The sequence below is a fragment of the Gracilibacillus phocaeensis genome, assembly GCF_900626275.1.
Classification (GTDB): Bacteria; Bacillota; Bacilli; order Bacillales; family Amphibacillaceae; genus Gracilibacillus; species Gracilibacillus timonensis.
Genome location: NZ_LR131145.1, coordinates 210,006 through 223,988 on the forward strand (window position 1 = coordinate 210,006; position 13,983 = coordinate 223,988).

The window sequence follows — 13,983 nt, forward strand, 5'->3', positions numbered from 1 at the left end:
TGTTTTACGCTTTGGTTATCGGAGCAAACTTGGCCAATAATCGTTTAATACCAACTGGTGCTGGGAAAGCAATATCCAGCTCCAGATCTTCTCCTTCGCCACTGACTTTCACCACTGTGCCTTGTCCCCATTTAGTATGACTCGCCTTATCTCCAATTTGCCAGCCCTGCTTTTCTCCATCGATTGTCGGATTTACATGGCGAATCGCCTGTCGTTTTTGTTTTGGCTGCGGCTTTTCAAATGGTAATGCTTGGTCCTGAAGAGGGATTCGCTCGCTACTTGTGGAGAACGACGGTTCTACTGCTGGCTCTTTCCCTTCCAGTAATTCTTCCGGTATCTCATCAATAAAACGACTGAGCGGATTCATATTCGTGCGTCCGAATAAGGTGCGCATTTGTGCATGGGACACATGAAGAACTTCCTCTGCCCTTGTAATCCCTACATAAGCGAGACGTCGCTCTTCCTGCATTTGTGCTTCATCCATTAAAGAACGGCTATGAGGAAAAACCCCTTCCTCCATGCCAATCAAAAATACAGACGGAAACTCTAACCCCTTCGCTGCATGCAGAGTCATCATCGTTACACTATCTTCTTCATCCGAATTATCATTCATTTGATCGATATCAGAAATCAAGGCCAGATCGGTTAAAAAGTTCACAAGTGTCGTATCCTCTTCTGCCGTCTCTTCAAAATTTTTCGTAACCGTTTTGAATTCTTCAATATTTTCCAGTCGTGTTTGGGCCTCAATGCTTCGTTCGTTGATCAACATCTCTTCATAGCCTGTTGTGGCAATGACTTCATCTACCATGTCTGTAGCGGTTAGAAATTCTTGCTGCTGCACCCAATTTTTAATCATTTGCGCAAATGCCATCAAAGCTTTAGCTGCCTTGGCACTGACGCCGACAAAATCCACTTCCTGAACTGCCGTATACAATGAAATATCATTCATTTGGGCATAAGCTGTCAATTTATCGATGGTTGTCTTACCAATGCCTCGTTTTGGCACATTCACCACACGAGTGAAACTAATATCATCATCCGGATTAACGATTAACCGCAGATAAGCAAGTAAGTCCTTAATCTCTTTACGATCGTAGAATTTCGTTCCTCCTACCATTTGATAAGGGACACCGGCCTTCATAAAGGTTTCTTCAATCGCACGGGATTGGGCATTGGTGCGGTAAAGGACAGCCATATCATTGTAACGATAGCTTCCACGAGTCAATTCTTCAATTTTTTCCGTAACGTATAATGCCTCTTCTCGTTCCGTGGACGCTTTAAAATAATGAATACGATGCCCGTCATCATTATCTGTCCAAAGGTTCTTCGGCTTCCTTTCCATGTTGTGTTTGATCACACCATTCGCCGCCTGCAAAATTGATTTGGTGGAACGATAGTTTTGTTCCAGGAGAACGACACGTGCACTTGGATAGTCTTGCTCAAAGGATAAGATATTACTAATATCCGCACCACGCCAAGCATAGATCGACTGATCCGAATCTCCTACCACACACAAGTTTTGAAAACGATTGGCAAGCTGTTTCACCAAGAAATACTGGGCATGATTGGTATCTTGATACTCATCCACGTGGATGTACTGAAAACGGCGCTGATAATATTCCAATACCTCTGGCACCCGTTTAAACAGATGGATCGTCTGCATGATTAAATCATCAAAATCTAAGGACTGATTTTTACGCAGCCGCTTTTGATACTCGGTATAAATATCAGCTACTTGCCTGCTGTAAAAGTCGTTTGCCGATTCTGCAAATTTTTCCGGTGTTGTTAACTCATTTTTCGCACTGGAAATAGCACCAAGCATCGCTCTTGGATCAAACTTCTTCTTATCTATATTCTTATCCTTCATAATATTCTTAATCACTGTTAATTGATCGGCACCATCTAAGATCGAAAAATTACTGCTATAACCGATGCGGTCAATATCTCTTCTTAATATACGGACACACATCGAGTGAAAGGTGGATATCCACATGTGATGGGCAGACGGTCCCACAAGAGCCGCTACACGATCCTTCATTTCTCGAGCTGCTTTGTTGGTAAATGTGATGGCCAGCACCGTTCGTGGTGATACTTCCTTTTCATCTAACAAATAGGCAATCCGGTGAGTAAGCACCCTTGTCTTACCACTACCAGCACCTGCCATAATTAAGAGTGGACCTTCTGTATGCTTCACCGCTTCACGCTGCTTCTCATTTAACCCTTGTAACAAATCACGCATCGTCCGACTCATCTTAACACCGTCCTTCTTTTACTTAATCGCCTTTACCGTTGTCAAGGCTTGTTTGGGATGTTCATAAATAGCATTCCCTACTACAATAATATCGGCATATTGCCCCATTTCAGCGGCTTGTTCCTTTGTTTCAATGCCGCCTCCATAAATCAATTTTGTCTTATCTAACTGCTGGCTGACTTTTTCCACTAAGGTAACCTCACCATAGGTTCCACTGTACTCCAAATAGAAAAAAGGCAAATGGAATAGATGTTCTGCCATCCTTGCATAACCTACCGCCTCATCTGGCGTAGGCAATTGACAATTAGTATGTTGGTACACCTTGGATTCTTCGTTCATAATACAGTATCCCTCTGCGTACAATTCTTCCCAGTTGATGATATCACCATACTCTACCACCGCTTGATGCTGCCTATCCATCATCCACTGCTTTGCCTGACTGTTTAATACCATTGGCACAAAATAATAGTCATAGCCTGGTGTCACCGATTCGATATTTGATATTTCCAAAATAACCGGTACGGGATAACGGCGAATCGAACTAAGCAACTGCAGGACACCATCTAACGTAACGCTATCTGTGCCCCCAACTATTATCGCATCGGTTCCTGATTCGCATATTTTATTGATCATATCCTCGGAAAGTTCTTTGGCAGGATCCAACTTGAAGATATGCTTCCATTCATCTATGTTATACACGGCTTTAATCCTCCAGTAATCGCGTTTCTCTACCCATTATTACATTATAACAAAAATCTTCACTATTTTAGAGTGATATCTAAGTAATTTATCAGAAAAAGTGGAAGTGGGGTGTTTATGTTCATTTTCTCTTTGATAGGGGCACCTTTGCTTCTTTATGGATTAATGGGGTTGAATTGTTATTTTCCTAAGTGGTGGGGCTGATCACTTTTCTGTGCTGGGCACGTATTCGGGGGAGTGCCGCGCTGGATTCGGAAATCGTGCGCTACCTGTTTTTGACGACAACGCACGTCCTTTTCCTTATTGCTTTGTCCATTTCACCTCAGATTCCTGAATGTCACGAATGACACGGCAAGGATTACCTGCTGCCATCACGTTGGCCGGTATATCCTTGGTAACAACACTGCCGGCGCCGATAATCGAATTATCACCTATAGTAACCCCTTGTGTGACTTGGACATCGCCTCCTAACCACACTTTATTACCAATTGTAATCGGCTTGGCGTATACCCCACCATTAATACGTTCGATAGGGTCTTCTGCATGGTTTGCGGCATACAAGCCAACTCTTGGTCCAACATAGACATCATCCCCGATAGACACTCGATGGCAGTCTAATATGATCATATCGTGATTCAGATAGACATGATTACCAATTCGAATGTTAAAACCAAATTCACAGCGGAAGTTGGATTCTACTAGCACATCTTCCCCTATTCGTTCAAATAAATCCTGCAAAATAGTAAGATCATATTCATTATCATCATTTACCTTTTTATTATAGCGCCTGCACACAGCTATCGCCCCTTTGCGGATTCGATCCACATCTGGATGGGCATCGTTGTACATTTCACCAGTATTCACCATTTGTTTTATCTCTTCGATATTCATCTGTACATCCTCCCCTTTTTCATTGCTTACTATATAAGTTGAACTTATAAATGTAACAAAATCGTGTGACAAGCCCGGCTTTGCTCACATTATTTCCTGATAATACCTCGTTTGATCCATTCTATTCAATCTATAAGAAGTTATTTCATTCAACTTATATAGTATATTGGATTTTTTCATGTTGCAAACCAATTCGCCCCTCTACATGTTCACAATTTATTGACAATTGAGAATCAAGCAACTCAGATGTCTAGCATAATTCTTGACTTTTGATCATTTATTATTAATAATGACTCTAGAGTAATAATTATTTTATTTACTTCATTGCTGGTAAATAAAATAATACTAAAATAGAGAATATTTAAGGAGGACAATCATTATGTCATTAGTAGGTAAAGAAGTACTACCATTCAAAGCATCGGCATTCCGTCAAGGAGAATTCGTTGATGTCACAGAGGAAAACTTTAAAGGGAAATGGAGCATTGTTTGCTTTTATCCAGCAGACTTCACCTTCGTATGCCCAACAGAACTAGAGGATTTACAAGATCAATATGCTGACCTTCAGCAATTAGGTGTAGAAGTTTATTCTGCTTCCACCGACACACATTTTACACACAAGGCATGGCATGAAAGCTCAGATGCGATTGGCAAAATCGAATACACGATGATTGGCGACCCATCTCAACAGCTTTCTCGTAACTTCGAGGTGTTAAGAGAAGAGGAAGGCCTAGCGGATCGCGGTACTTTTATCATTGATCCAGATGGTATTATCCAAGCTGTCGAAATCAATGCAGAAGGTATCGGTCGCGATGCTAGTACCTTAATTAACAAAATCAAAGCAGCTCAATATGTACGTAACAATCCTGATGAAGTTTGCCCTGCTAAATGGCAAGAAGGTGGAGAAACCTTAAAACCAAGCCTTGATCTAGTGGGTAAAATATAAGAAAAGAGGTTCAACATGCTTGATCAAGAAATAAAAGCTCAACTTAATGAATACTTGAAACTATTAGAGAACGACATTGTTATTCAATCACAGGTTGGTACAGATGATGTATCGAAAGAAGTGGACGAGCTAGTTAAGGAAATTGCTAGCATGTCCGATAAAATCAGCTTAGAACAGGGAAATTTCCCAAGAACACCTACCTTCAGCATCAGCCCTGCAGGTGGGGAGGACCCTGGCGTTGCTTTCGCCGGGGTTCCGCTTGGGCATGAATTCACTTCCCTTATTTTAGCTTTATTACAAGTAAGTGGTCGCCCACCAAAAGCAGATGAAAAAGCGATCCAACAGATCCAACAATTAGAGGGTCCATTGCATTTTGAAACATATGTCAGCCTTTCTTGTCAAAACTGTCCGGATGTTGTTCAGGCACTTAACCTTATGAGTGTGATCAATCCAAATATTTCTCACACCATGGTAGAGGGATCTGCCTTTAAAGAAGAGGCAGAAGACAAGGATGTCATGGCTGTACCAGCTGTTTTCTTAAATGGCGAATCGTTTATTAACGGTCGTCAAACGTTAGAAAGCATTTTAGAGAAGTTAGGAAGTACAGTAGATATTTCAGAACTTAATGAGAAAGAACCCTTTGATGTATTGGTTGTTGGAGGTGGACCTGCTGGAGCAAGTGCGGCCATCTACGCAGCGCGAAAAGGAATTCGTACTGGTATCGTAGCAGAGCGCTTTGGCGGTCAAGTTCAGGATACAAAAGGAATCGAAAACTTTATTACGACCACTTATACAGAAGGACCAAAACTTGTCGCTAACTTAGAAGAGCATGTTCGTGATTATAAGGTAGATATCATGAACTCGATGCGTGCTAAATCATTAGCGAAAAATGACCTTTTTGAATTAGAGCTAGAGAACGGCGCTACCCTAAAAAGTAAGACCGTGATTCTATCTACTGGGGCACGCTGGAGAAATATCGGTGTACCTGGTGAAGCAGAATTCAAAAATAAAGGTGTGGCATATTGTCCACACTGTGATGGACCTATTTTTGAAGGAAAAGAAGTAGCGGTAATCGGTGGAGGTAATTCTGGTATTGAAGCAGCAATTGATCTTGCGGGAATTGTCAAACACGTTACAGTGTTGGAATTCCTGCCTGAATTAAAAGCCGATCAAGTATTGCAAGAACGCCTATTCAGCATGCCGAATGTGACGGTTATTACCAATGCCCGCACATCAGAAATATATGGCGCTGATAAAGTACAAGGACTTCGTTATGTCGATCGTGACACCGAAGAGGAACATTCGATTGAACTGGCAGGTGTCTTCGTACAAATCGGTCTTGTACCAAATACGGAATGGTTAGAAGGAACACTTGAACGCAGTAAATTCGGTGAGATCATTGTAGATAAACGTGGCGGTACTAACCTCCCTGGCGTTTTTGCAGCCGGCGATTGTACCGATAGTGCCTTCAAACAGATTATTATTTCGATGGGATCTGGTGCTACCGCAGCTTTAGGTGCATTTGATTATATGATTCGAAATTAATTATCAATGACTAGCGGGATCCCGCTAGTCATTTTTTGTGGGACTTTACGTTCCATAGATGATAAGTGCTGATATAGTAGGATAATATCAGCTGGATAGTATGTTCGATAAGCCTAGAGAAGGATTCCGCAGACACCATTTACTTAGCAATGGTTTATCCTTTGTAGTTTTCGTATGGAATCATAAAAATGAACACTTCTAAATGCTATCATAAAAATGAATGCAAATAGGATATAGGCAACCCCAACAAGAAAAGAACTTTGTAAAGGAGAAAACCATTCTGTTAAAAACCCTGAAAGAATTTTGTGTAGATAATAATGTTTTATGAACCGTTTATGACAGTTGTAGGACAAATTCGTCATACAATATATGTTTTTATCCAATCAAACAAATGGTTCAAATATGGAGAGGCTAATCGAAGAGAATGGGTTTATGGAGGAAGACGATTAATATGCTTCAGTCAGTTTTAGACTTATGGCTCTGTGGGTGATAGCGTAGTCCATTCTCCCAAAATGCTCCTTTGCACAAAAAGCATTCAAAAAAATGAACTACACTGCATTGCTAAGCTATTCGGCGTGTGGCTAGCTACCTTGTTTTTGCGATAAAAGAACAGGATCTGTTTTGCACTTTTTCCTGTTATCCCATCCTTACGCTACTCCTACAATGATATCCGCACTATCCTTAACATGAGCAAACCCACCAAAAAACCACCATGGATAAACCATCATTAACCACAAAACAAAAACGATTAATGCCGTGTTTAGTATGGTTATAATAGAAGCAAAAATGGCGATCATTTTCTTTTCCTTTTTATTAAATAAGGTGAGAAACAACATAATAAGTGAGAATACGGCGCCTAGTACAATAATCGCTAGGACAAAGGGTAAGATCCATTTATTATAAGCCGTTGTTGTATATAAAAGAAACAAAAAGGAAAGAGAGACGATGATACTCATAGCCAAAAACGAATAACTTCTCCATGAATAAGCTTTCATTCTATCTCCTTTCTACATTCAAAATAATTGGTCATCCGGATGTAGATCGAAATTGGTTTAAACCTCGTAGTGCAGGAGGTTGTGTGTTAAACATTCTAATTTTTCAAATCTGCCGGAAAACGTAACCCTAGTTGTTGGCGCGCTTGATCTAATACACGCATAGTGCGCAAGGAATCCTCCCATGTATTAACCATATTTTCACTTTGTTGATTCTCGATCGATTCGACAAATGATTTTGCCTCGTAATACATATTGTTCTCTACTTGACCAGCGTCGAGCACTTCTTCTGTACCATCCCGATAGATAATCTTGACATCTAACATACCAGAGAATTTATCAATCACAATCGAACCCTGCTCCCCTTGAATCTCTGACGGCAGTGCAGAATCGGTAATCTTAGAAAACATAGACACACCATGAAAATCACCATAATCAGCTGTTACTGTACCTTGCCCGTCTACTCCCGAATCCAACATAAATGCTGTTGCCTGCACGTCTTTCGGGGCACCAAATAAATTAATCATTGGATAGATGCAATAAACCCCAATATCCATTAAAGAACCATTGGAAAACTCTGGTTTAAAAGCATTTAACACGATTCCATCCTTATATTTATCATATCTTGAAGAGTATTGGCAAAAGTTCGCCACGTAACGACGAACCGGACCAATTTTTGTTAAATTCTCTTTGATCAGCTGAAAATTAGGTAAATGGGTTGTCTTCATTGCTTCCATAAGCGTCACTTGCTGTTGTTTGGCAACCTCGATCATGGCTTGGACTTCTTGTTCATTTGAGGCAAATGGCTTTTCCACAATGACATGCTTGCCACCCTTCATACAGGTAATGGCTTGTTCACTATGTAGAGCCGTTGGGGAAGCAATATAGATTGCATCCACCTGGTCACTTGCCGCCAGTTCTTCTAAATCGGTATAAGTGTTTGTTACTTGATACTTGGCAGCAAATTCTTCCGCCTTTTCTCGTGTGCGTGAATAAACAGCTTGTAATTGAAAGTTATCAATATCCTTTGTTCCATCAATAAATCGATCGGTAATCCAATTCGTTCCGATTACACCAAAACGTATCATACTATTTCCTCCTGTTGTATCCTGTTTTGCAAAAATGGTTGCATACTTAGTCTTTTTTTAAACGGTCTAATACCACCCGATAACCATCATTCCCATAGGTGAGACACCGCTTCACACGTGAAATGGTAGTAGTAGAAGCATTGGATTCATTGGCAATCGCCGTATAAGTGCTTCCTTCATCTAACATTTTTGCCACCTGCAAGCGCTGGGTCAAGGCTTGAATCTCATTCATGGTCGCGATATCGTCAAAAAAGCGATAGCATTCTTCTCGGTTTTCTAACGATAGAATGGCATCGAATAGTTGATCTAATTGTTCGCCACGCAATTTATCGATTTGCATGGTATCACCTCTCCTTTTTGTCACCGTGCTAATCGTCATATGAAAAACGGACCGCTAAGGGAACTTTTTACATAGGTTATGGAGTAAGCTCTATCTCATCAATTCCAATCTGTTTGGGGATCACATTAATCCAAGTTTGCCCTGGAACAAATGATACAGGCTCTCCATCTTTCATTGGGATTATTCTACCATTATTTCGCTCCCATTGCACGTATTGCACTTTACCTTGCTGTAGCAGTAAAGCATCTCCGCCAGATTCCAAATCTATTTCACGACGACCTGCATCATCTACCACTTGATGTGCCGCCTCTATAAATAAGATATTATCCAATTCAATAGGCTGATCATCCGCATATTCTACCGTTAATTCATCATCGCTGTATCTTTGATACTTTTCCGAATCTGAATTATATTGATAACGAATGCGGTTGGTAGAAGCATAGGCAAAAGCAATCTCCGTTGCCTCCTCACCAGTGACCTCTTCATCCTCCGCTAAAAAAGATAGAGGCTGATAACTAGATTCTAAGGAATATCCTTGTTCTTCCGCTTCTTGATAAATACCGTCAAAGATCGTATAGGAATTATGAGGTGCTACCCGTTCGGCAGATCGCTCAAATAATGCCTTGTCATTATCATAATACATACCATTTAACCCTTGCACAGATCCATTTTGAATCATTTCTTCAATGAAATTAGCAGCGCCATGGTAAACATAGATAGCATCATATCCTTCTGCCAAATCAAAATAGTAAGGACGGGCACTTCGAACTGGCCCAACCCGATCAGGCATATCACTTTGATATAAAGCCAAAAATCGAGTAATATTCCCTTCTGCCAAAATTTCAAATGTAATATCTGCCTGAGCCAACCCCGTCTGAGGTCTTGCTTTCGGATGATTATTGACCATCACCGCAACGATACGATCCATTACCTCCGCATCCGTTTCTTCACCTGTTAATGGATACACAGATGCCTCCTGTTGTTTTGCAGAAGGATCTTCTTGATCAGACGAGGGATTCTCTTCTCCTGTTTGCTGCTCTTCATCATTGCTAGAGCATGCTGCCAATAAAGCTATTACGAATAGTAAGAATATCCTCTTCATAACTTTCCATCACCTTTCTTCTAAAAATGGAATATCGACATGTTCATGCACATGCCGATACTCGAAGTCTGTCAATCTTTATTTAACTATATAGCAAATAAGGTTATTTGACTACTCCTTTAACGCATAATGGCTGGAAAAATGATCTCCCTTTTTTTTACATCCATAATCCCCATCGGTGTGATACGTACAAATGGCAAGTGCATGGAAGATAGAAATAACAAGCCATATGGCGGATCTTGAAATTGATAGCCATGATCAATCAAAATCTCTTTTAATGCTTTGTCCCTTTCTATTAATGTGGACAATTCGCCTTTATATAGCATTCCAGCAATTTGCAATGGCAGTTCAAAAATAATTTTGCCTTGATGTGCAAGTACAATGCCCCCGCCAATCTCTTTCATACGGGTAAAAGCCAGCATCAAATCTGATTTACTTTTTCCAATCAAGACAATATCACCAGTGAGAGAATAGGAGCTTGCCAGCCCGCCTAGGGTATTGGTAAATCCCTTGATCATCGTGTTTACCCGCCATTCACCTTCCCGATCAGCTAGCATAATAAATGATTCATCTGCTGCACTTTCAATTTCATCGGTATTGGAATCAATTGAAATCGGGTATGGTTTCATGATGACATCATTGATCATTTTTAAGCCCACTGGCATCGAAAATTGCAGATCATTTTCGGTTAATTGCCAAGCTAAATCCAATTTACCTAAACCATATTTTTCCCAATCAATCGTGATGTCGTGATGTACTAGTTCTCCCTCTCGTTTTAACCATTTCCCTTTGGCAATAACAGATTCCGGGGTGGCATTATCTGGAGAGCTGAGAATATTCAAGTGGGCCACTCTGCCCGGTGCTATGCCTCCCAACCGTTCCTCTAAATGAAAGTGTTCAGCTGCATTATAGGTAGCCATCATATAGGCTTCTATTTCTGGGACACCATGATCAATCGCAATTTGGATACATTGATTAATTAAACCATGTTCATAAAACGAGGGACTGGAACCATCTGTCGTCATCGTTAAGAAATCATATTTTTCTAAGCCTAACTCTTGTAGCTCAGTCAATATTTTTCCTAGATCTGGACGAATCGATGAGTTGCGTAACCCTACTCGATATCCCATCGAAACTCGTTGATACGCTTCTTCTCCTGATAATGCTTCATGATCGGAACTAGCTCCCAATAACTTCAATTTAACAAGCGTGTTTTCCGAAGCGCCTGGAAAATGTCCTTCCACAGGTTTACGCATTCGCTTGGCTTCTTGAATCCAATAAAGAATGCGATCATCATCACGCATTACTTCAGGCCATGCCGTCAGTTCTCCACCTTGAACAACTGCTTCATGCTGCAACCAGGCATGCACTTCTTCATCATTGAATAGGTCTTGTTCCTCGTTTATTTCTGATTGAGAATCAAATCGGGCCCACCAATACATTGAAACAGGTAGCTTCATAAAATCTTCAATCAAAGAAAACGCTTTCTCCCGATTAGTCAAATAAAGCCATGGCAGGTTATCATTCATTAAAGTGGTAGTACCGGTTTGTCCGGCATGCATCGCCAATTCATAAGGATTATATAATTGAAAAGGATGAGCATGTGGCTCAATATATCCCGGTACAATATATTTTCCTGTGCAATCAACTACCTCCACTCCTTGCAATGTCTCAGGTAGTTTAGAGCCTACATAGACAATGCGGTCACGGTATACCCAAATATGGGCTTCTACCCATTTTCTCAAAAAAACATTTAAGTAAAAAGCATTTTGTAAAATTAAGGTTGGTACTTCTTTTTGATCGATTACGGCAACTTGTCGGCGTATTTCTTTATTCCGCCATCTATATAAATGATCCTTCATTACTGATCTCCTTCTTTATTAATTTAATTAACTCCTATTTTAGCATTTTTTGTTAACGTTTGCATTGTGTGCCGTTGACAAAAATATGACGTTTTTTTGGGCAGATTGCTGATGTTTTTCCAGTTGATAGATACTAGCTATTCTTTTTATTCCCATTTTAGAGGCAGTCATACCCCCTTTTTTTACTAGATGTGCTTTGAATGGATGAACAATCATTGAATCTTGCGGACTGGAGAGTGCAAATCTCGTTACTGGGACCGTAAGATTGCATTTCACGAACGAGAGAGTGAAAATTCTGTTCCTGTGTCCACAAAAAAATAACAGACAAAGTATAGGGATATTGCCTAACTTTGTCTGTCATCTCCGCCATAACTATTAATAAGGCTGCCACTTTAATTGTTTTGCTTTTTCAAAACGTTTTTCCACTTCTGGCCAATAAACGATATTCCACCAGTTCTCGATGTACTTTTTTCGTTCATTTTGATATTTAAGATAATAGGCGTGCTCCCACACGTCCAATACGAGTAATGGAACCACATCCCATTGACTCAAGTTTTGGTGCTTCTCAGCTTGAAGGATTTCTAAGCGCCTCGCCCGCGGAGACCATACTAAAATAGCCCATCCTCCTCCTTCGACGGCATTGGCCGCTTCCGTAAACTGTTTCTTAAACGGCTCAAAACCTCCGAATGATCGCTGTATTTCTCTCATTAAATCACCTGAAGGCTGCCCGCCTCCTTGTGGACTCATTACACACCAAAAGATAGTATGGAGATAGTGACCAGCACCATTAAATGCGAGCTCTCTTTCCCAATGCTTAATAAGATCAAAGTTATTCGTTGCACGTGCCTTTTGTAGTTCTTTTTCTGCTTTATTCAGCCCATCTACATAGCTTTTATGATGCTTATCATGATGCAATCGCATCGTTTCTTGATCAATGTATGGCTCTAGCGCATCATAAGGGTATGGCAATGGCGGCAGCGTATGTCCACCAATCGGCACTTGGTTGTTTATTCGATCCTGATTCGTTGATTGTGGATGATTGGTCTCCGTCAAGTAGTTATTTAACTGTGTGTACAATTCACTTGCCTGTTGGTAAGCTTGCCAATCTTGCAGTGAGGTGTTACTTGAAAGATCCTGTTGCAATTGCGCTAATTTTTCTTCCCAATCTTGTAATTCCTTCGGGTTAGCATGTTCTCGAAATACTTGGATCGATGTGTGGTAAAATGCTTGAATTTCCTCACACCACAACTGGACTGATGAAAGATATGACGACAATATAAACCCTCCCAAATATTAGTCATTAACACTATATGCTAAGATTCGGAATAGTTTAACATCGGTTTTTAGATCAACAATATTCTTTTTCCCAACGATGAAGTATACTATCTCGCCATGCTAGCCATGTTTTAATTGAATGACATTACCTGATGGATCCTTCGTGTAAAAAATATCCTTCTCCATTTGAACAAAGGCATCGATTGCTTGTAAATGATTGACTACTCGTATCAGCGCCTCCTCATCCGGATACAAAACAGTAAAAGAACGCAGCCCAACACTTTCAGCGGCTGGAGCTGGAGCATCATAACCATTCCATGTGTTCAAACCTATATGATGATGGTAATTTCCTGTTGAGATAAATAATGCTTGATTTCCCAGTTGACTAACGGTTTCAAAACCTAAACCTTTTTCATAAAAATCTTTGCTCTCTGACAGGTCGGTCACGTGTAGATGAATATGTCCCATAACCGTTTGTACTGGAAGGCCACGCCATGCCCCTCGCTCTCCTTCTTTTAACAAATCCTCGATATCTAGCGGATCAACTGTCATTTCTACTTGTGCATCCTTCCACACCCATGTATCCGGTGCTCGATCACGATATACTTCAATACCATTACCATCGGGATCATTGAAGTATAGCGCCTCACTTACTAGGTGATCTGCGGACGCTAAGGCTAAACCTGCTTCTGCACTATGATAAATAAAGTTAGCAAGGTCCTTCCTAGTCGGTAACAGGATAGCAAAGTGATAAAGACCGGTTGTTCTGTGCTTCTTAGGCTGGGCATTATCTGGCTGCTCCAACGTGAGAATAGCTGTCACACCATCCGTAGTGAGTGAGGCAGTGGTAGTGGTTCTTTCTAGAATCTTGAATCCTAATAGCTCGTTATAAAAAGACAAGGATCGTTCGAGACTGCTTACTTTGATCGTAACGTGACTTACATAGGTAGTTGGTTTTTGATGAAATTGCATGGACAAACTCCTTTAATTACTTT

11 protein-coding genes and 1 pseudogene are annotated in these 13,983 nt (G+C 40.7%); 2 read left to right on the forward strand and 10 right to left on the reverse strand.

Going from position 1 to position 13,983, the window contains the following annotated elements:
• Window positions 1-4: 4 nt before the first annotated feature.
• The 3 genes from pcrA to E0E32_RS17160 form a co-directional block, all read right to left on the reverse strand.
• Window positions 5-2,251: a DNA helicase PcrA gene (pcrA, locus tag E0E32_RS17150; protein WP_066186263.1), complete on the reverse strand. Its 2,247-nt coding sequence runs from the start codon at window positions 2,249-2,251 to the stop codon at window positions 5-7.
• 18 nt (window positions 2,252-2,269) lie between these two features.
• On the reverse strand, window positions 2,270-2,950 hold the full coding sequence (pcrB, locus tag E0E32_RS17155) for a heptaprenylglyceryl phosphate synthase (protein ID WP_066186265.1): 681 nt from the start codon (window positions 2,948-2,950) through the stop codon (window positions 2,270-2,272).
• Window positions 2,951-3,250: 300 nt separating this feature from the next.
• Entirely contained in the window at window positions 3,251-3,841 is a 591-nt protein-coding gene (locus E0E32_RS17160) for a sugar O-acetyltransferase (protein WP_066186268.1), read from the reverse strand.
• Between the two features lie 379 nt (window positions 3,842-4,220).
• Here E0E32_RS17160 and ahpC point away from each other — a divergent pair, with 379 nt between their 5' ends.
• Window positions 4,221-4,784 carry an alkyl hydroperoxide reductase subunit C gene (gene ahpC / locus E0E32_RS17165; protein WP_066186271.1) on the forward strand — a complete coding sequence of 188 codons (564 nt, stop codon included), beginning with the start codon at window positions 4,221-4,223 and terminating at the stop codon, window positions 4,782-4,784.
• A gap of 15 nt (window positions 4,785-4,799) precedes the next feature.
• Window positions 4,800-6,329, forward strand: coding sequence for an alkyl hydroperoxide reductase subunit F (ahpF, locus tag E0E32_RS17170; protein ID WP_066186273.1), 1,530 nt, complete (start codon window positions 4,800-4,802; stop codon window positions 6,327-6,329).
• Window positions 6,330-6,976: 647 nt separating this feature from the next.
• On the opposite strand, the gene E0E32_RS17175 is transcribed toward ahpF, so the two are convergent.
• The 7 genes and pseudogenes from E0E32_RS17175 to E0E32_RS17205 form a co-directional block, all read right to left on the reverse strand.
• Window positions 6,977-7,324 (reverse strand): hypothetical protein, encoded by a 348-nt coding sequence (locus tag E0E32_RS17175; protein ID WP_066186275.1) that lies wholly within the window; start codon window positions 7,322-7,324, stop codon window positions 6,977-6,979.
• 95 nt (window positions 7,325-7,419) lie between these two features.
• Complete coding sequence (locus E0E32_RS17180; RefSeq protein ID WP_066186278.1) at window positions 7,420-8,409, reverse strand: Gfo/Idh/MocA family protein; 990 nt, start codon at window positions 8,407-8,409, stop codon at window positions 7,420-7,422.
• Window positions 8,410-8,455: 46 nt separating this feature from the next.
• On the reverse strand, window positions 8,456-8,749 hold the full coding sequence (locus E0E32_RS17185; RefSeq protein ID WP_066186286.1) for a YerC/YecD family TrpR-related protein: 294 nt from the start codon (window positions 8,747-8,749) through the stop codon (window positions 8,456-8,458).
• Window positions 8,750-8,825: 76 nt separating this feature from the next.
• Window positions 8,826-9,851 carry a DUF3048 domain-containing protein gene (locus tag E0E32_RS17190; RefSeq protein ID WP_066186287.1) on the reverse strand — a complete coding sequence of 342 codons (1,026 nt, stop codon included), beginning with the start codon at window positions 9,849-9,851 and terminating at the stop codon, window positions 8,826-8,828.
• Between the two features lie 119 nt (window positions 9,852-9,970).
• Window positions 9,971-11,713, reverse strand: coding sequence for an adenine deaminase C-terminal domain-containing protein (locus E0E32_RS17195; protein WP_066186288.1), 1,743 nt, complete (start codon window positions 11,711-11,713; stop codon window positions 9,971-9,973).
• 375 nt (window positions 11,714-12,088) lie between these two features.
• Window positions 12,089-12,715 (reverse strand): annotated as a pseudogene (locus E0E32_RS17200) (superoxide dismutase); the annotation flags it as partial.
• A 393-nt stretch (window positions 12,716-13,108) separates the two neighbouring features.
• Window positions 13,109-13,960 (reverse strand): VOC family protein, encoded by an 852-nt coding sequence (locus E0E32_RS17205; RefSeq protein WP_130860295.1) that lies wholly within the window; start codon window positions 13,958-13,960, stop codon window positions 13,109-13,111.
• Window positions 13,961-13,983 lie beyond the last annotated feature (23 nt).

What these genes read in the sequence shown, in the direction of transcription:
- pcrA (WP_066186263.1), bottom strand. Translation starts at nt 2,251, where the DNA reads ATGAGTCGGACGATGCGTGATTTGTTACAAGGGTTAAATGAGAAGCAG.
- E0E32_RS17160 (WP_066186268.1), bottom strand. Translation starts at nt 3,841, where the DNA reads ATGAATATCGAAGAGATAAAACAAATGGTGAATACTGGTGAAATGTAC.
- ahpC (WP_066186271.1), top strand. Translation starts at nt 4,221, where the DNA reads ATGTCATTAGTAGGTAAAGAAGTACTACCATTCAAAGCATCGGCATTC.
- ahpF (WP_066186273.1), top strand. Translation starts at nt 4,800, where the DNA reads ATGCTTGATCAAGAAATAAAAGCTCAACTTAATGAATACTTGAAACTA.
- E0E32_RS17175 (WP_066186275.1), bottom strand. Translation starts at nt 7,324, where the DNA reads ATGAAAGCTTATTCATGGAGAAGTTATTCGTTTTTGGCTATGAGTATC.
- E0E32_RS17180 (WP_066186278.1), bottom strand. Translation starts at nt 8,409, where the DNA reads ATGATACGTTTTGGTGTAATCGGAACGAATTGGATTACCGATCGATTT.
- E0E32_RS17185 (WP_066186286.1), bottom strand. Translation starts at nt 8,749, where the DNA reads ATGCAAATCGATAAATTGCGTGGCGAACAATTAGATCAACTATTCGAT.
- E0E32_RS17190 (WP_066186287.1), bottom strand. Translation starts at nt 9,851, where the DNA reads ATGAAGAGGATATTCTTACTATTCGTAATAGCTTTATTGGCAGCATGC.
- E0E32_RS17195 (WP_066186288.1), bottom strand. Translation starts at nt 11,713, where the DNA reads ATGAAGGATCATTTATATAGATGGCGGAATAAAGAAATACGCCGACAA.
- E0E32_RS17205 (WP_130860295.1), bottom strand. Translation starts at nt 13,960, where the DNA reads ATGCAATTTCATCAAAAACCAACTACCTATGTAAGTCACGTTACGATC.